Origin of the sequence: Dactylosporangium sp. CA-052675, from assembly GCF_050947935.1 — a bacterium.
Taxonomy (GTDB): Bacteria; Actinomycetota; Actinomycetes; order Mycobacteriales; family Micromonosporaceae; genus Dactylosporangium.
The window spans coordinates 1,101,187-1,119,473 of the sequence record NZ_CP192010.1 but is presented as its reverse complement, the minus strand read 5'-3'; the positions used below and the strand labels follow the sequence as shown (position 1 = coordinate 1,119,473).

9 protein-coding genes are annotated in these 18,287 nt (G+C 75.5%); all 9 read right to left on the bottom strand.

Annotated elements, in window-relative coordinates:
- Positions 1-118: 118 nt before the first annotated feature.
- From ACQP1P_RS05055 to ACQP1P_RS05015, 9 genes are read right to left on the bottom strand one after another with little or no spacing between them, the layout of a single operon-like run.
- Positions 119-1,168, bottom strand: coding sequence for an NADPH:quinone reductase (locus tag ACQP1P_RS05055; protein WP_433083552.1), 1,050 nt, complete (start codon positions 1,166-1,168; stop codon positions 119-121).
- Complete coding sequence (locus ACQP1P_RS05050; protein ID WP_433083550.1) at positions 1,165-2,199, bottom strand: 2-oxo acid dehydrogenase subunit E2; 1,035 nt, start codon at positions 2,197-2,199, stop codon at positions 1,165-1,167. Before ACQP1P_RS05050 ends, ACQP1P_RS05055 begins: the two co-directional genes overlap by 4 nt.
- Positions 2,196-3,143, bottom strand: a complete 948-nt coding sequence (locus ACQP1P_RS05045; RefSeq protein WP_433083548.1) for an alpha-ketoacid dehydrogenase subunit beta — start codon at positions 3,141-3,143, stop codon at positions 2,196-2,198. Before ACQP1P_RS05045 ends, ACQP1P_RS05050 begins: the two co-directional genes overlap by 4 nt.
- On the bottom strand, positions 3,140-4,009 hold the full coding sequence (locus tag ACQP1P_RS05040) for a thiamine pyrophosphate-dependent enzyme (protein ID WP_433083546.1): 870 nt from the start codon (positions 4,007-4,009) through the stop codon (positions 3,140-3,142). The genes ACQP1P_RS05045 and ACQP1P_RS05040 overlap by 4 nt, the downstream gene beginning before the upstream one ends.
- A complete protein-coding gene (locus tag ACQP1P_RS05035) occupies positions 4,006-5,061 on the bottom strand; it encodes a glycosyltransferase family 4 protein (protein ID WP_433083544.1) in 1,056 nt (351 codons plus the stop codon). Before ACQP1P_RS05035 ends, ACQP1P_RS05040 begins: the two co-directional genes overlap by 4 nt.
- A 2-nt stretch (positions 5,062-5,063) precedes the next feature.
- The gene (locus tag ACQP1P_RS05030; RefSeq protein WP_433083543.1) at positions 5,064-5,348 is read right to left on the bottom strand and encodes a phosphopantetheine-binding protein; all 285 of its coding nucleotides are present in this window, start codon (positions 5,346-5,348) and stop codon (positions 5,064-5,066) included.
- 3 nt (positions 5,349-5,351) lie between these two features.
- Positions 5,352-5,528 (bottom strand): MbtH family protein, encoded by a 177-nt coding sequence (locus ACQP1P_RS05025; protein WP_433083541.1) that lies wholly within the window; start codon positions 5,526-5,528, stop codon positions 5,352-5,354.
- Positions 5,521-10,761, bottom strand: a complete 5,241-nt coding sequence (locus ACQP1P_RS05020) for an amino acid adenylation domain-containing protein (protein WP_433083539.1) — start codon at positions 10,759-10,761, stop codon at positions 5,521-5,523. Before ACQP1P_RS05020 ends, ACQP1P_RS05025 begins: the two co-directional genes overlap by 8 nt.
- A complete protein-coding gene (locus tag ACQP1P_RS05015; RefSeq protein ID WP_433083537.1) occupies positions 10,758-18,284 on the bottom strand; it encodes an amino acid adenylation domain-containing protein in 7,527 nt (2,508 codons plus the stop codon). The genes ACQP1P_RS05020 and ACQP1P_RS05015 overlap by 4 nt, the downstream gene beginning before the upstream one ends.
- Between the last annotated feature and the right edge of the window lie 3 nt (positions 18,285-18,287).

The window sequence follows — 18,287 nt, the reverse complement described above, 5'->3', positions numbered from 1 at the left end:
TCCCACGGAAAGGACCGCTGCTCGGCAATTGACGCCCGGCAGACGCCTCTGACCTGCCGATTCGTCCCCGCGAAATGCCGTTCGAATTGACTGGCCGATCGGTCGATACCGGGTCCTCCTAAATACCGATGGCCACGCGGATGAGCACCTTGCCGATTGCGCCGCTTTCCACCGCGGCGTGCGCCGCCGCCGTCTCGGCGAGCGGATATTCGTGCAACGGCACACCGGCCTCGGCGCCGAAGCGCAGCGCGCCGCCGGCCAGCGCCGCGTTCACCGCCGCGGCCCCGTCGGCCAGGGCCGCGCGCGGGACGGTGTAGAGCAGCACGAACTGGTACCGCACGTTGAGCACCATGTGCCGCCGCACGTCCACGGAGAGCGGCCCGCCGGAGCTGTCGTTGGCGTAGACCGCGATCGTCCCGCCGGAGCGCAGCACGGCCAGGTTCAGGTCGGCGTTGTGGGCCGCGGCCACCTCGACGACCACGTCCGCCCCGCCGGGCAGCGCGGCCCGGATCTGCTCGGCGGCGTCGGCGTCGCGGTAGTTGACCACGTGGTGCGCCCCGGCCCGGCGGGCCAGCTCCGCCTTCTCCGGCGAGCTGACCGTGGCCGCGACCGTGGCCCCGGCCCAGACCGCGAGCTGGATCGCCGCGTTGCCCACGGCCCCGGCCCCGCCGGCGACGAGGACGTTGCGGCCGGCGAGCGCGCCGGGGGCCAGCCGCGCGGGCGCGCCCTCGTGCACGGTGAGCGCCCGGTGCGCGGTCATCGCGGGCACGCCCAGACTCGCCCCGGCCTCGAACGACACCCCGTCCGGCAGCGGTACCACCCGATCGGCCGGCACCACCGTGAACTCCTGCGCGGTGCCGCTCCCCGGCCGCTGGTAGGCCGCCATGACCAGCCACACGCGGTCGCCCACGGCGAACCCGGTCACCTCGGGCCCGACGGCGTCGATCACCCCGGCGCCGTCCTGGTTGGGCACCTGCCCCTCGGCGGAGACGGGCGCCATGGCGGTGGCGCCGGTGCGGGTCTTCCAGTCGGTCGGGTTGACCCCGGAGACGGCCACGCGGACGCGGACCTCACCCGGCCCCGGCTCCACGAGCTCCCGCTCGGTCAGGTTCAGCACCGAGGCCGCCCCGAACTCGGTGTACACGATCGCCCTGTAGTTCTCGGTCATACGGCTAACGTAGCCGCCACCGCCTTGAGAAACAGGGTGGCGCCGCGGCCGTTGAGGACCCGGTGGTCGTACGCCAGCCCGAGCCCCACGTGCCCGTCCACCCGGGCGGTGAGCGAGACCGCGCACGTGGTGCCGGGCAGCACCAGGGGCACGGCGGCGGTCACGTCCGGGTCGGTGTGCAGGGCCAGCAGGATCGCCGGATCCGCGAGGTCGGCCGGGCGGAAGGCCCCGCGCAGGGCCGTGGTGCGCAGGGCCATCAGGCGCTCCGCGATGCCGGCGAGCGACAGGGCCGGCACGTCGCGGATGACCGGCACGTGCAGGCCCTGGCCGACGTCGACGGTCACCCCGATGTCCACCCTCGCGGCCCGGCGCACCCGGTCCGGCGGCACGAACGCGGCGAAGCAGTCCGGGTGCTCGGCCGCGACCGCGCCGATCGCGGCGATGGTGAGCTCGGGCAGGCCGATCAGGCGGCGGTACTGCCGCGTGAGCTCCCGCCCGCGCGCGACCGCGGCCTCGGCGGGCACGCGCACGGCCACGAACGCCTGCGGGACGTCCCGCGCCGACTCGGCCACGACGGCGGCCACCGCCCGCTGCACCGTGGACAGCCGCTCCTCCCGCGGCGCGCCCGGCGCCGGGGCCAGCTCGTCGAGGTCGGCGACCCGGATCACCCTGCGCCCGAGCGCCTCCACCTCCGCGCGTGAGATCCCCCGCTCGGCCATGGCCCGCAGCGCCGGCTCGGTGATGGTGACATCCGGCCTTCGCGGAACGTCGGAACCTCCGGAACCGGCGGGCTCCGCCGGAGCGGCCGCCAGGCGCGCGATCACCGCACCGGCCGAGCACACGGCACCGGCCGGGAGCAGGGGCTGCAGATACCCCGAGCCCGACGCGGGCAGCTCCTCGGCCGCCTTCGACGTCTCCACGGTCGCGACCGGCTCACCCTCGCGCACCAGGGTGCCCGGCGGCACGATCCATTCCAGCAGCGTGTATTCGGCGTCGTTGGTGTTGAGCTTCGGCACCCGGATCTCGGTCACGTCAGCGCCGCCAGGGCCGCCACGATCGTCGAAGCCTGCACGAGCACCTCCCGCTCCAGGTGGGCCGCGGTCGGCACCACCGTGTCCGCCGCGTGCAGCACCCGCACGGGCCGCCCGCAGTCCCGCAGCCGGTAGGCGACCTCGGTGCCCCAGGACGCGCCCGGCGGCCCGTCCTCGACCACGAGGATCTGCCGGGCGGGGTGGCGCAGCACCGGCCCGGGGTCCCACGGGTAGAGCCGGGTGGGCACGTGCAGGGCGCCGCAGCGCTCGTACCGCACCAGCAGCGCCTCCATCGCCTCGAGCGCGCGGTGGGCGAGCCCGCCCGGCGCCACGATCAGGAAGTCGTCGCCGGGGGCGCCGTCCACGACGACCGTGTCCCCCTCGGTGCGGAACAGCGGCGGCAGGTCCATCGACCGGCCGTACAGCACCTTGTCCTCGAACAGCACCGAGGGCCGTCCGGAGGCGAGCATCGCCCGCAGCATCGGCAGCGGCTCCGCGAACGGGCTCAGCTCGTGCACGTCGAGGCCGGGCACGCCCAGGAAGTGCTTCTGCGGGCTCTGGCTGTGCGTCGGCCCGTAGCCGCGGTTGCCGCCGGCCGGGCAGCGCACGACGAGGGGCATCGGCACCGGCCGGCCGAACATCGCCGTCGACTTGGCCGCGACGTTCACGATCTGGTCGAAGGCGAGCAGCGCGAAGTCGGCGAACATGATCTCGACGATCGCCTTGTCCCCGGCCAGGGCCAGCCCGTTGGCGACGCCGACGATCGCCGCCTCGCTGATCGGGGTGCCGAGCACGCGGTCCGGGAAGCGGGTGGACAGGCCCCTGGTGACCTTGAAGGCGCCGCCGTACGGGTCGGTGATGTCCTCGCCGAGCAGGTACACCGACGGGTCCTCGGCCAGCAGCTCCCCCAGCGCCGCGTTCAGGCGCTCGGCGACCCGCGTCACCGGGGCTCCCAGACCGAGGGCGGGCGAGCGGTCACGTCGGCGACCACGGCCGCGACCCGCGCGCGCTGCTCGGCGTCCAGCGCGGTGCCGGCGTGGCGGGGGTACCAGTCCGCCAGCGCGGCCACCTCGGCGGCCGCCCGCGTGTCGTCGCCCTTGCTGTGCGGACCGAGCCGGTGCACGGCGAACTCGACGACCAGCGGCCCGGCGCCGTCGCGCACGTGCTTGAGCGGCTCCTCCAGCATCGCCCGCATCGCGCCGACGTCGTCGCCGAGCTCGGCCGCGGGCACGTGCAGGTGCTCCACGCCGAACGCGGCCGCCCGCGCGGCGATGGTGCCGGCCATCGCGGCCGCCGCCGGGGTGCTCTGCGCGATGCCGTTGTGCTCGACCGCGACCAGCAGCGGCAGGCGCCACAGGGCGGCGAGGTTCAGCGTCTCGTAGACGGCGCCCTCGCCCCACGTACCGTCGCCGATGAACGCACAGGCGAGCCGTCCGGGCTCGCTCCGCGCGAGGTGCAGCGCGGCCCCGGCGGCCAGCGGCAGGCTCTCGCCCTGCACGCCGGTGGACAGGTAGCGGTCGCGGCGCAGGTGCTGGCTGCCGCCGACGCCGTGGCAGACCGCCCCCTCCCGCCCCATGATCTCGGCGAGCAGGCCGGCCGGGTCGTCGAAGCGGGCCAGGTAGTGCCCGTGGCCGCGGTGGTTGCCGAACACGAAGTCCTCGGGGTCCAGCAGCGGCAGCAGCGCGACCGGCACCGCCTCCTGGCCGAGGCAGGTGTGGGTGGTGCCGTGCAGCAGCCCGCGGGCGAACAGCTCCAGCAGCGCGGTCTCGAAGTGCCGGATGAGCAGCAGCATCCGCAGGTCCGCGCTCACAGGCTCACCAGGTACCGCTCGAGCGCGCCCCGGTCGAGTCCCTCGACGAAGGCCGAGGCGGCCGCCTGCCCCGGGACGGAGTATCGGGCGCAGTCGTCCAGGGCGGCCAGCCAGGGCTCGACGTCCTGCGGGGGCACGACCGGGCGCGGGTACGGCTCGCCGGCCCGCTGCGGCTCATAGGCGGTGATGGGCTCGACCGGCAGCAGGTAGGGCACCCCGAGCTTGGCCTCGCGCAGCCCGCCGACGTCCGAGGCGAGCACCGGCACCCCGTGCAGCATCGCCTCCACCGCCGTGTAGCCGAACGTCTCATCCCACAGCGACGGCATCAGCAGCGCGCGGCTGTCCCGCAGCACGTCGGCGATGTCGGGGGCGGCCGGCACGACATCGACGTTGGGCCGGGCCGCCAGCTCGGCGAGCTCCCCGTCGGTGCTGCCCCACGTGCGCACGGCCCGGAACCGCAGGCCGGGGCGGGCGTCGGCCAGGCCGAGCAGGATGGGCAGCCCCTTGAAGCCGCACGGATTGACCATGGTGACGCTTCCGGAGGCGTCGAAGGCCGGCGGGCCCTGGTGGTAGACGTGCGGGTGCAGCACGGTCGAGGAGAGCCCGCCGTGCTCGAGCACGTAGTCGTGCGCGGCCCGGCTCACCGACAGGATCCCGCGGGCCCGGGCGACCATCCGGCGGCCGGAGTCGCTCGGGTAGAACGCGCGCGGCCCGAACGGCAGCTGCTGCAGGGTGTGCACGAGGTACACGACCCGGTCCGGGGTGGCCCGCAGCGCGGTGCCGAGCACCATGAGGCCGGGGTCGTCCGACGGCACCAGGGTCCAGTCCGGCTCCTCGGCCGCGGCGACCTCGCGCAGCAGCCTCGGCAGCCGGGGACCGTCGGCCGCGAACACCTCGACGCCCGCGATGGTGCGCACGCCGGGGGTACCGCGGGTGACGGCCACGCACCGGTGCCCCCGGGCCGCCAGCTCCTGCAGCAGCAGCCGGTTCGACTTCGTGGCCCCGCCGTGCCCGGGCAGCCACGGCATGTTCTGCGCGAGCAACACCCGCATCGCTACTCGGCCCGGCTCAGCAGCTCGGCCACCTCGGCGTCGGACAGCTCGCCCAGGTCGGCGAGCGCGGCCCGGGTGATCGCCCGGGCCGCCGCCGCGACCGTCAGGTCCTCCTCGAACAGCTCGTCGACGGGGAGCTCGAGGCCCATCTCGTGCTGGACCCGGGCCAGGAACCCGACCAGCACCAGCGACTCGCCGCCGAGGTCGAAGAAGTCGTCCTCGGCCGACGTGGGCCTGAGCCCCAGCTCGGTCCAGATCCGCGCGACGGCGGTCTCCTCGGGAGTCATCGCCTACGCCCCCCGCGAGCTGGCCGGCCGCATGTCGGTCCAGACGCGGTCGATGTGGTCGAGACACTCCTGCCGCGGCCCCCGCACCCCCTCGGCGTGCCAGCCGGCCGGCAGCGGGTCACCGGCGGGCCAGATCGAGTACTGCTCCTCGTCGTTGCGCACGACGACGTAGTCATCCATGGGTCTGCTCCTTGCGGCGTTGGCGGACCTGGGCCCCGATGAGGTCGTCGGGGGCCGCGTCGGGCACCCGCTCGTCGAAGCGGGCGAGGCTCGGCAGCCGCAGCGAGACCAGCACCTGGGCCACCATCACGGCGGCCAGGAGCAGGAACAGCAGCGCGGTGCCGCGGCCCGGGCCGGTGCCGATCAGCGCGCCCAGGCTGCCGGCCAGGGCACCGTGCGGGGCCAGGAGCGGGTCGAGCAGCCGGCTGCCGAACGGCGCCACGACCGCGTAGCCGATCGGGATGGTGGAGAAGGCGATGACGGTGTTCACCGCGAAGACCCGGCCGTGGAAGCGCTGCGGCACCTTCACCTGCACGATCGTCGTGTAGACGCCGTTGGCCAGGGTCAGCCCGAGCGACATGCCGAGCGCGCCGGCGGCCACGAGCAGCTCGTTCGGGCGCAGGCCGGGCAGGGCGCTGCTCAGCGCGAGACCGAGCACGACCAGCAGCATGCCGCGCACCCGGTGCCGCCGCGGCCCGCCCCAGAGGCTCATGAGCAGCCCGCCCGCGACCGCGCCGAGCCCGCCCGCCATGCTCACCCGGGCCACCGCGCCGAGGTCGGCGAACGAGAGCACCAGCGGCGACAGCAGCAGGAACAGCGGGGTCATGAACAGGTTCAGCACCGCGAAGAACACGAGCACCGGCCGCAGGCTCCCGGCGCCGAGGGCGTAGCGCCACCCGCCGACGACCTCCTGCCAGAACGTCTCGCGGCGCGCCCACGCCAGCGTCCGGGGGAAGCGCACGGCGAGGGTGACGCCGACCGCGACGACGTAGCTGACGACGTCGAGCACGAGCACCCCGCGCAGCCCGACGGTGGCCATGAGCCCGGCGGCGACCAGCGGGACGAGGAACTGCCCGGCGCCGAAACTGAGCTGGACCATGCCGTTGGCGTGGCCGAGGTACCGCTTCGGCACGAGCTGCGGCACCGCCGAGGAGAACGCCAGCCGCTGGAACGTCAGCGCCACCGAGAGCACCACGAGCAGCCCGTACACGTGGGAGACCCGCAGGGTGCCGGTGAGCGCGAGGGCGAGCAGCACGGCCTGGCTGGCCCCGGCGGCGAGGTCGCCGCCGAGCATCACCTTGCGCCGGTCGAAGCGGTCGACGACGGCGCCGGCGAAGGGCGCGACGAGCATGCCGGGCACCAGGCCCAGCACCGCGAAGACCGCGAAGCGCACCAGCGAGCCGGTCTGCAGGTAGATCCAGAGTGGCAGGGCGAACTCGGTGAGCGCCGAGCCGACGATCGACACGAGCTGCCCGGTCGCGACCGCCATGAACCGGCCCAGGCTGGGCTCGGGGCCCTCCGGGCGGTCCGCGCGCGGCACCGTGGACGAGCGCGCGGCCACCTCCCAGCCGCCGTCCGGGTCCCGCAGACGCTCGCCGGTGCCGTGCACCTCGGTGACGATGTGCGCGAGCTCCGCGGCGCGGTACTTCAGGAAGAAGTGCCCCGCCTCGTCCAGCACCACCAGCGCGGTCGTGCCGGTGAGGAAGTGCCACTCCCGGTAGCGTTCGCGGTAGAACTCGGTCTGGGTGTCCTGGCTGCCGACGACCGAGACGATCGGCGCCCGCATGCGGGAGGCCTGCGCGGCGAACAGGCCGGTGAAGTACTCCTCGGCCAGCCGCGTGTGCTCGCGCATGTTGCGGATGATGAGGTCGGCCTCGTCCCGGTCGAACTCGGCCATCTCCACGCCCATCGAGCGCAGCCAGTTCTCGTAGACCCGGTTGGACAGCAGCGCCTCGCGCCCGGCCAGCCTGGCCAGCAGCCCGCTGAACCGCCCGGTGGGGCGCGCGAACGGGAACACCGCGCCGATGTAGACCGCCTCGACGGTGCGCCCGGCCGTCTCCAGCCGCCGGGCCAGCTCGACCGCGACGGAGGAGCCCACGCCGCAGTGGCCGTAGACGACGAGCGGTCCCTCGACGCGCTCCAGCACCTCGGCGGTGAGCCGGGCCGCGAGCTCGTCGAAGGGCAGCGCCTCCTCGCGCACGCCGATGTCCTGGCCGGGGATGGCGACCGCGTGCAGCGACCACCCGGCCGGGAGCGCGTCGGCGAGGGGTTGGTAGACGACCGCGCTGCCGCCGCCGTACGGCACCGCCACGATCGAGGCCACGCGCTGCTCGGGCGGCACGGGCCGGGTCAGCTCGTGCAGCAGCCGCCGCGGCCCCCGGTCCGCCTCGCCGAGCAGCCGGGCCAGCTCGCGGACCGTCTTGTGCTGGAACACGTCGAGCACCGAGACCCCGCCGCCGGCCCTGCGCAGCCGGGCGACGACCTGGGTGGCGACGAGCGAGTGGCCGCCGAGGTCGAAGAAGTCGTCGTCGGCGCCGACCCTCTCCACGCCGAGCAGCTCCTGCCAGATGCCGGCGACGAGCCGCTCGGCGTCGGTCGCGGGCTCGGCGAAGGCGACCGCGGCGCTGCGGGTGACCGTCGGGGCGGGCAGGGCGCGCCGGTCGAGCTTGCCGTTCGGGGTGAGCGGCAGGGCGTCGAGCCGGACGAACGCGGCCGGCACCATGTAGTCCGGCAGCGTCCTCTTCAACGCCGCACGCAGGTCGGTGTCCACGTCGGGGCCCGGTCCGGCCACGTAGGCGACCAGGCGCTCGTCGCGCACGAGCACGGCCGCGTCCTCGACGCCGGGCCGGGCCCGGATCGCGGTCTCGATCTCGCCGAGCTCGATGCGCAGGCCGCGCAGCTTGACCTGGGTGTCGAGGCGGCCGAGGAAGTCGATGGTGCCGTCGGGCAGGCGGCGGGCGGCGTCGCCGGTGGCGTACATCCGGCTGCCGGGCGGGCCGTAGGGGTCCGGGCGGAACTTCTCGGCGGTGAGGGCCGGGCGGTTGAGGTATCCGGTGGCCAGCTGCACCCCGGCGATGTAGAGCTGCCCGGGCACCCCGACGGGCACGGGCCGCAGCCGCTCGTCGAGCACGTAGAGCGCGACGTTCTGGACGGCGGCGCCGATCGGGACCCGCGCCCGTCCGGCCAGGGCGTCGCCGTCGCAGCGCCAGGCCGACACGTCGATCGCGGCCTCGGTCGGGCCGTAGAGGTTGTGCAGCTCGGCCGGGAGCGTGGCCACGCAGCGGCGGGCGAGATCGGCCGGGAGCGCCTCCCCGCTGCAGACGATCGTGCGCAGCGAGGTGCACGCCGCCACGTCCTCGGTCGCCAGGAAGACGGCGAGCATCGAGGGCACGAAGTGCAGGGTGGTGACCTGCTCGGCGCGGATGAGCTCGCGCAGGTACTCGGCGTCGCGGTGCCCGCCCGGCTCGGCCAGGACCAGACGGGCGCCGGTCATGAGCGGCCAGAAGAACTCCCACACCGAGACGTCGAAGCCGGCCGGGGTCTTCTGCAGCACCACGTCGCCGGGGCCGATCCGGAAGCGGCGCTGCATCCAGTCGAGGCGGTTGAGCAGGCCGCGATGGGTGTTCGGCACGCCCTTGGGCCGCCCGGTGGAGCCCGAGGTGTAGATGACGTAGGCGATGTCGCCGGGCTCGGGCCCTTCGACGGGCGATCCGCCGCCGGCCAGGGCCGCGTCGAGATCGAGCGCGGCGCAGTCCTCGCGCATGAACGCCAGGCGCTCGGCCGGGTACTCCGGGTCGAGCGGCACGTAGGCGGCCCCCGCCCGCAGCACCGCCAGCAGCGCGACGACCAGCTCGAACGACCGGTCCATGGAGACCGCCACGAGCGCGCCGCGCGGGATGCGGGCGGCGAGGCGGGCCGAGTGCTCGTCGAGCTCCGCGTAGGTCATGTGCCGGCCCGCGAACGTGAGCGCCACGGCGTCCGGCTGCGCCGCCATCCGCGCCTCGATCAGGGCCGGCACCGTCGTCGCGGGCAGCTCGACCGGCTCCGGCGCCGGCAGCACCACCGCGCGCTCGCCGGGCTCCAGCAGGTCCACATCGGACAAGCACCGGTCCGGGTCCGCGGCCACCTCGGCGAGGAAGCGGCGGAAGTGCCCGGCGAAGCGGACCGCGGTGTCGTGCGAGAACAGGTCCGTGTTGTAGACGACCGTCGCCCACAGCTCGCCGGGGGCCTCCCGCACGTACAGCTCGAGCTCGAAGCGCGTCGCGGACACCGGCGCGGGCCAGTGCCCGAGGGTGAGCCCGCCCCAGTCCCGCCCGTCGTACTCGTCGTAGTTCTGCAGCGCGAAGAGCGCCTGGAAGATCGGTGAGCGCCGCACGTCGCGCGGCAGATTGAGCTCCTGCACGAGCTGTTCGAAGGGCAGATCCTGGTGGGCGTACGCGTCCAGGCACCCCTCCTTCACCCGCCCGAGCAGCTCGGCGAAGGTCGGGTCGCCGGACAGCGGCGCGCGCACCGCCACCGTGTTGACGAACATGCCGATGAGCCGCTCCAGCTCCGGCGGCTGCCGCCCGGCCACCGGCGAGCCGACGGCGAACTCGGTCTGCCCGCTGAGCCGGCCGAGCACCGCCTGGAACGCGGCCAGCAGCGTCATGTGCAGCGTGACCCCGTGGTCGCGGGACAGCGCCGACAGCTCGTCGCGCAGGCCGAGCGGGAAGCTGTGCTCGGCCCCGGTGAACGTCTGCCGGGCCGGGCGCGGGTGGTCGGTCGGCAGGTCCAGCGGCTCGACGCCGGCCAGGGCGTCCCGCCAGAATGCCACGCTCGCCGCGAAGCCCGTGTTCGCGCGCTGCCAGGCGGCGTAGTCGCGGTAGCGGACCGGCAGCTCGGGCGGCGTGCCGCCGGCGTACAGCGCCGCGACCTCGCTCGCGAACAGGTCCATCGACCAGCCGTCGGTGACGATGTGGTGCACGGCGATGGCCAGGAGGTGATCGTCCGGCGCCACCTGGACGAGGGCCGGGCGCAGCAGCCCCCCGGCCGCGAGGTCGAACGGCTCCGCCAGGTGCGCCTCCAGCGCCTCCAGGGGCAGCAGCGGCAGCGGTACCGGTGCGGGCTCGTCGATGCCGAGGCGCGGCCTTCCGTCCCCGCCGTCCACGAACCGGCTGCGCAGCGGCTCGTGCCGGGCCACCACGGCGGAGATCGCGGCGGCGAGCCGGTCCGCGTCGAGGTCGCCGAGCAGGCGCAGCACGATCGGGATCACGGCCGCGGTGTTGCCCGGGGCGAGCTGCTCGAGGAACCAGAAGCGCTCCTGCGCGAAGGACAGCGGCGGCGGGACGTCATCGGGCAGGGCGGGGATCGTCCGGGTGGACCGGCCCCGCAGCCGCTGCTCCAGCAGGGCCCGCTTGGTGGGCGTGAGCGTCATCCGGACTCCCCCAGCAGCCGCTCCGCCTCGTCGTCGGACAGTTCGTTCAGGTCGGCCACGATCAGCTCCTCCACGGCCACGGCCAGGTCGGCGAGGACCGGGTGGGCGAACATGGTCCGCAGCGGCACGGTGGTGCCCGTCGCCGCCCGCAGCCGCCCGGCGACCTTCATCGCCAGCAGCGAGTGCCCGCCGGCGGCGAAGAAGTCGTCGTGCACGCCGACCCGCTCCAGGCCCAGCACCTCCCGCCACACCCCGGCGACCAGCTCCTCGGCCGCGTCGCGGGGCGGGACGAAGGCGGTCGCGGCCGGCTCGGCGACGGCCCGCGGCGCGCGGACCGAGCGCCGCAAGGCGGCCCGGGCCTCCGCGTCGCCCCCGGCGTCGACCGTCGACAGTGGACTGTCGGGATTGGACAGCAGCGCGGTGGCCAGCGCCTCGAAGCGGTGCGCGCACGCCTCGACGGTGGCCCGGTCGAACAGGTCGGTGCGGTAGCCGAACACCAGCCGCAGCCCGTCGGCGGTGCGCCAGACGTCGAGGCTCAGCTCGTACTTCACCTGCCGCCCGCCCGGGTCGTGGAACGCCGCGTCGACCCCGGGCAGCACGTCGGTGCCGGCCGCCTCCTCGGTGTGGAAGGTGAACATGGTCTGGAACAGCGGAGTGCGGTCGAGCCGCCGGGGCACGTCGACGGCGGCGAGGAGCCGGTCGAAGGGCGCGTCCTGGTGCGCGTACGCGGCCAGCGCGGTGTCCCGGGTGCGGCCGAGCAGCTCCCGGAAGGTCGGGTCGCCGGCCAGGTCGGCCCGCAGGGCGAGGGTGTTGACGAAGTAGCCGACCAGGTCCGCGACCTCGACCCGGGGCCGGTTCTCGATCGGGGTGCCGACGCAGAAGTCGTCCTGGCCGGTGAGCCGGGCCAGCAGCACCTCGTAGACCGACAGCAGCACCATGAACGGCGTGCACCGGGCGTCGGCGGCCAGCCGGCGCACCCCGGTGACGAGGCTCGCGGGCAGGTCGTGCACCAGGAAGTCGCCCTCGAAGCCGGTCATCTGCGGGCGGGGCCGGTCCGTGGGCAGGTCGAGGATCGGCACGCCGGTCAGCTGCCCGCGCCAGTAGTCGAGCTGCTCGCACCAGGAGTCGACCTGGTCGCGCTCGCGCTCGCGCTGCCAGACGGCGAAGTCGCTGTACTGCACCGGCGGCTCCGCGACCGTCTCCCCCGCGTACTCGGCCCGCAGCTGCCGCACCAGCACGCCCAGCGATCGCCCGTCCCCGGCGATGTGGTGCACCACCAGGGCCAGCACGTAGTCGTCTTCCGCGACGGTCACCAGCCCGGCCCGCAGCAGCAGCCCGGACTCCAGGTCGAAGGGGCGGTTGGTCCAGCCCGAGACGTCGGCCGAGCTGTCGTTGCCGCGTTGCAGCGTCAGGCGCGCGTCGGTGACCTCCTGCAGCGGCTCGTCCTGCGTGGGGATGAACCGCGTGCGCAGCGACTCGTGCCGGGCCACGACCGCGTTGAGCGCGGCCTCCAGCCGGTCGGCGTCGAGCGGGCCGCGCAGCCGGTAGGCGACGGCGATGTTGTACGAGGCGTCCTCGGGGTCGAGCTGGTGCAGGAACCACAGGCGCTGCTGGCCGTAGGAGAGCGGGCCCCGGCGCAGGCCCCGGCGGACCACCGGCGCCTCCTGGCGGTGCCGGTCCACGGCCGCGGCGAGCCCCGCGACCGTCGGATCGAGGAACAGCGCCCGCACCGGCACGTCCCGCCCGGTGGCCGCGCAGAGCCGGGCGACCGCGGCGATGGCCAGCAGCGAGTGGCCGCCGAGGGCGAAGAAGTCGTCGTGCGCGCCGACCCGCTCGACGCCGAGCACGCCGGCCCAGATCTGGGCGACCAGGTCCTCGGCCGGGGTGCGCGGGGCGACGTAGCCGCCGGCGGCCGCGACCGGGGCCGGCAGCGCGGCCCGGTCGACCTTGCCGTTGACGGTGAGCGGGACGCGGTCGAGCACCGTGCAGTGGGCCGGCACGAGGAAGGCGGGAAGGCGCTCGGCGAGCGCCCGGCGCAGCGCGTCCGGGTCGAGGCCCTCGCCGGCGGCGTAGGCGGCCAGGGCGCCGTCGCGCACGACCACCGCGGCCTGGGCGACGCCGGGCAGGCCGCCGAGCACCGTCTCCACCTCGCCCGGCTCGACGCGGTAGCCGCGGATCTTCACCTGCTCGTCGAGGCGGCCCAGGAACTCGAGGCGGCCGTCGGGGCGCCAGCGGGCACGGTCGCCGGTCCGGTAGAGGCGGGCGCCGGGCGGGCCGTAGGGATCGGGGCGGAAGCGGTCGGCGGTGAGCCCGGGGCGGCCGAGGTAGCCGCGGGCCACCCCGACGCCGGCGACGCACAGCTCGCCGGGGACGCCGGTCGGGGTGAGGCGCAGGTGCTCGTCGAGGACGTAGACGCGGGTGTCCGCGATCGGGGTGCCGATGGAGGTCTCGGCCGGGCCGAGCGGGCCGGTCGTGGCGATGACCGTGGTCTCGGTCGGGCCGTAGGTGTTGAGCAGCTCGACGCGGTCGCCCATCTCGGCGTACCAGGCGGCGAGGCGGTCGGCGCGGACCGTGTCGGCGCCGAGGATGAGCAGGCGCAGCGACGCGGGCCACGCCACGGTCCCGACGAGCTCGTGCCAGTAGGGCGTGGGCAGGTCGAGCACGGTGACGGGCTCGCGGGCCAGCAGGTCCGGAAGGTCCTCGTCGGGCGGCAGCAGCACCAGGCGGGCGCCCGCCGCCAGCGTCGGCCACACCTCCTCGACGTGCGTGTCGAAGCTGACGGTGGCGAACTGCGCGACGACGTCGTCGGGTTTGAGGTCGTACCGCCGCCGCATCCAGGACACCCGAGCGCTCAACGCCTGCCGGGTGATCCCGACGCCCTTGGGGGTGCCCGTCGAGCCGGAGGTGTGGATGACGTAGGCCAGGCTCTGCGGATCCACGGTGGACTCGTACGGCTCCGCCTGCTCCACGCTCGTCACCGTGAGCGCGCAACCCTCAGCGAGCAGTTCGCGGCGGGCGGCCGGGTAGCGCGGGTCGATCGGGACGTAGGCCGCGCCCGCCTTCAGCACCGCGAGCAGGGTGACGATGAGGTCGATCGAGCGCGGCATCAGCACCGCCACCCGGTCGTCGGGGCCCACGCCCTGCTCGCGCAGCCACCCGGCCTGCCTCGCCGCGCGCTCGTGCAGCTCGCCGTAGGTCAGGGTGGCATCCTCGAAACTGAGGGCGATCGCGGCCGGGTCCGGCGCGGGCGGGTCGAGCGCGTCGCCGGACGGGCCGGTGCCGAGGGCGATCAGGGCCTCGCGCTCGCCCGGGGCCAGCAGGTCCAGTGTGGACAGAGGCCGGGAAGGGTCGGCCACCGCGGCGCTCAGCAGGCGCTCCAGGCGGGCCAGCAGGCGCTCGGCGGTGACCGCGTCGAAGAGGTCGGTGCGGTAGTTCAGCGCGAGCTGCACCCCGTCCGGCTCCCGCCAGGCGTCGAGCATCAGGTCGAACTTGGCCTGGGCGAGGCCGTCGTCGACGTGCTCGGCGGCGATCCCGGGCAGCAGGGCGGTGCTCGCGCCCTCCTCGGTGTGCAGGATGAGCATGGTCTGGAACAGCTCGGTGCGCGACGGGTCGCGGGGCAGGCCGAGCTCGGCGGCGAGGCGCTCGAACGGGATCTCGGGGTGTGCGTAGGCGCCCAGGGCCACCTCGCGCACGCGGCCGAGCAGCTCGGCGAAGCTCGGGTCGCCGGAGACGTCGGTGCGCAGCACGAGGGTGTTGATGAACATGCCGATGAGCCCGGTGAGCTCGGGCCGGGCGCGGTCGGAGACCGAGGTGCCGACGCTGATGTCGGTCTGGCCGGTGTGCCGGGCCAGCAGCGCCTGGTAGCCGGCGAGCAGCACCATGAACGGGGTGCAGCCGTGGGCGCCGCCGAGGCGGTCGAGCGCGTCGGCGAGCCCGGCCCCGAGGCGGCGGCGGGCGAAGGCGCCCCGCGAGGTCTGCACGGCCGGGCGGGGCCGGTCGGTGGGCAGGTCGAGGTGGGCCACGCCGGCCAGCCGGCGGGTCCAGTAGGCGAGGTCGCGCTCGTCGCCGCGGGCCCGCTGCCACTCGGCGAAGTCGGTGTAGCGGACCGGCAGCGGCGGCAGCGGCGCCTGCGCGTAGGCCGCGCGCAGCTCCTCACAGAGGATGCCCAGCGAGCGCCCGTCGCCGGCGATGTGGTGCATCACCAGGCACAGCACGTGCTCGCCCGTGCCCGTGCCCGTGCCCGTGTCCGTGTTTGTGCCCGTGTTCGTGTCTGGGCCCAGGACCACGAGCCCGGCCCGCAGCAGCATGCCCTCGCCGAGGTCGAAGGGGCGGTTCGTCCAGCGCGGGATGTCGTCGAGCGAGCCGCGCTCCAGCACCGGGCGCCGATCGGTGACCACCTGGGCCGGCTCGCCGTCGACCTCGATGAAGCGGGTGCGCAGGGTGTCGTGGCGCTCGGCGATCAGCTCCAGCGCCGAGCGCAGCCGGTCGGTGTCGAGCGGGCCGCGCAGCCGGTAGACGAGCGCCATGTTGTAGGCGGCGTCGTCGGGCTGCAGCACCTGCAGGAACCACAGCCGCAGCTGGGCCGGGGACAGCGGGGCGGGGGCGGCGGGGTCGGGGCGCGGGGTCACCGGCACGTCGCGGGTGTGGTCCGGGGCGTGCACGAGCTCGTCCACGGCGGCGGCGAGCGCGGCCACCGTCGGGTGCGCGAACACCGTCCGCACCGCGACCTCGTAGCCGCACGCGACCGACAGCCGGGCCGCGACCGTCATCGCCGGCAGGGAGTGCCCGCCGAGCGCGAAGAAGTCCGCGTCCACGCCGATGCCGTCACGGCCCAGGGCCTCGGCCCAGACGTCCGCGACCAGCCGCTCGGTCTCGGTGCGCGGGGCCGGGCCGGTGGCCGCGACCGGTTCGGGATCGGGCAGCGCGGCCCGGTCGAGCTTGCCGTTCGGGGTCAGGGGCAGGGCGTCGAGGGTGACGTACACCCGCGGCACCATGTGGGCGGGCAGCTGCTCGGCGAGGTCGTTGCGCTCGGGCGCGCCGACCAGGTAGGCGACCAGGCGCTCGTCGCGCACCGCGACCGCGGCCTGCCGCACGCCCGGCAGCGCGGCCAGGTGGGCCTCGATCTCGCCGAGCTCGATGCGGTGCCCGGCCAGCTTGATCTGGTTGTCGGCCCGGCCGCGGAAGCGCAGCTGCCCGTCCGCGCCCCAGCGGGCCAGGTCGCCGGTGCGGTAGAGGCGGTCGCCCGGGGCGCCCCAGGGGTCGGGCCGGAACCGGTCGGCGGTCAGGGCCGGGCGGCCGAGGTAGCCCCGGGCCACGCCCAGCCCGCCGATGCACAGCTCGCCGATCGCGCCGGTCGGCAGCTCGTGGCCGTCCTCGTCGCAGATGCGGATGTGGGTGTACGCGATCGGCGCTCCGATCAGCACCTCGTCCGGCGCCTCGGGCACGGGCCACGCGGCCGACCAGATCGTCGTCTCCGTCGGGCCGTAGACGTTGAGCGTCTCGCGGCTGCGGGCCCGCAGCTGCGTCGCCAGGGCGAGCGGCAGCGCCTCCCCGCCGACGAGCGCGACGACGTCCGGCCGGTCGAACCCCGCCGCCAGCAGCAGCCGCCAGCGCGAGGGCGTGGTCTGCACGTGCGTGACCCCGGCGCGGGCGATGAGGGCGTCGAGGCGGTGCCCGTCGCGCTGGGCCTCGGCGTCGGCGAGCACGATCCGGCCGCCGGTGACCAGCGGCAGGAACAGCTCCAGCCCGGCGATGTCGAAGTTGAGGGAGGTGACGGCGAGCCAGCGGTGCTCCGGCCGCGACTGCAGCCGCGCCGCCATGTCGAGGACGAAGTTGGTGAGCGCGTGGTGCTCGACGACCACGCCCTTCGGGCGGCCGGTCGAGCCGGAGGTGTGCAGCACGTACGCCACGCCCGCCCCCGGGTCGCCGGCGCGCGCGTCCTCGCGGATCAGCTCCTGGCGCGCGGGCGGGTAGCCGGGGTCGACGGGCACGTAGGCGGCGCCGGCCCGCCAGACCGCGAGGACCTCCTCGACCAGCTCGGGTGTGCGCTCCTTCGCGATCGGCACGAGCCTTCCGCGTATCGCGGCCGCCCTCTTGTCCACATTGGACATCAGCTCGGCGTAGGTCCGGGTGCGCCCCTCGGCGTCCTGCAGCGCGATCGCGTCCGGCGTGCGGGCGGCCTGGGCGTCGATGAGGTCGAGGACCGTGCGGGGGTCCCGGCGCCAGTAGGTCGCCCGCGGCCGCTCGGCCGGGCGCCCCTCCGCGAGCCGCCGGACGTGCTCGGCGAAGTGCTCGAGCACCCCCTCCTCCAGCGCCGAGTGGCGGAAGGCCAGCGCCGCGCCCCCGTCGGGCCGGGGCGCGGCCTCGAGCACCAGGTCCGGCTCGACGCCGGCGACGTCGTGGTGCCAGACCTCGGCCCGCAGCCCCGGCCACCGCTCGGCGGCGTGCGGCTGGTGCAGGTGCAGCGCGACGCGGAACAGCGGGCCGCCGCGGGGCAGGGTCTCGAACGGCACCTCGTGGGCGAGCGCCCCGGCGACCGTGCGGCGCACCCGCTCGGCGACCGCGGCCTGGTCGCGGGCGCCGGTCAGGTCGGTGCGCAGCGGGACGGGGTTCAGGAAGCAGCCGACCACCGGCTCCAGCTCGACGCGGGGCCGGCCGGAGGAGATGGTGCCGATGCTGACGTCGGGGTCGCGGGTGTAGCGGGCCACCGCGTCGGAGAGGGCCGCGAGCAGGGCGGTGAACGGGGTCACGGCGCGCAGGCGGTGCAGCGAGCCGGGGGCCAGCTCCAGCCGCAGCGCTCGGGTCGGCGCGCCCGGGGCGTGCTCGCGGGCGAAGGGCAGGCGGGTGTCGCCGAGGCCGGCCAGCCGCTCCCGCCAGTAGCGGGCGTGCTCCTCGCGCACCGGGCGGGCCGCGGCCCAGGCGGCGTAGTCGGCGTACTGCAGCGCGGGCGGCGCCCCGAGGTCCTGCCCGCCGTAGGCCCGCGCGACCTCGGCCCGCACCAGGCCGACCGAGTGCTCGTCGAAGGCGATGTGGTGCCCGACGAAGAGCAGCACGTGGTCGTCGGGGGCGGTCTGGACCAGGGTGACCCGGAAGATCGGGCCGGTGGCCAGGTCGAAACGCTCGCGGACGGCCTCGGCGGCGATCGCGTGCGGGTCGCCGGCGCGCACGTCGAGGCGCACCTCGGTGCGCTCCAGCGCCCGCTGGACGGGCTGGTCGCCGACGAGCTCGTAGACGGTGCGCATGGCCTCGTGCCGGGCCGCGACCGCCACGAACGCGCGGCGCAGCGCGGCCACGTCGAGCCGGCCCCGCAGCCGCAGGCCGAAGGTGGCGGCGGGGACCTCGCCGAGCCGGTCGGCGACCCAGATCCGCCGCTGCGCGGGCGAGCACGGCACGGCCCCGTCGCCGGCCGGCCGCGGCGCGATCACGTCCTCCGCCCGGCCCGCGGCGGCCCGGCGAGCGGCGGCCAGCCGGGCGAGCGCGGCGCGGCGATCCGGATCGAGGCGGGCTAAGGCAGGCGTGACCATCAA

Bases quoted from the DNA above. Each gene is read 5' to 3' on its own strand.
- ACQP1P_RS05055 (WP_433083552.1), bottom strand. From the start codon at position 1,168: ATGACCGAGAACTACAGGGCGATCGTGTACACCGAGTTCGGGGCGGCC.
- ACQP1P_RS05015 (WP_433083537.1), bottom strand. From the start codon at position 18,284: ATGGTCACGCCTGCCTTAGCCCGCCTCGATCCGGATCGCCGCGCCGCG.
- ACQP1P_RS05020 (WP_433083539.1), bottom strand. From the start codon at position 10,761: ATGACGCTCACGCCCACCAAGCGGGCCCTGCTGGAGCAGCGGCTGCGG.
- ACQP1P_RS05035 (WP_433083544.1), bottom strand. From the start codon at position 5,061: ATGCGGGTGTTGCTCGCGCAGAACATGCCGTGGCTGCCCGGGCACGGC.
- ACQP1P_RS05030 (WP_433083543.1), bottom strand. From the start codon at position 5,348: ATGACTCCCGAGGAGACCGCCGTCGCGCGGATCTGGACCGAGCTGGGG.
- ACQP1P_RS05025 (WP_433083541.1), bottom strand. From the start codon at position 5,528: ATGGATGACTACGTCGTCGTGCGCAACGACGAGGAGCAGTACTCGATC.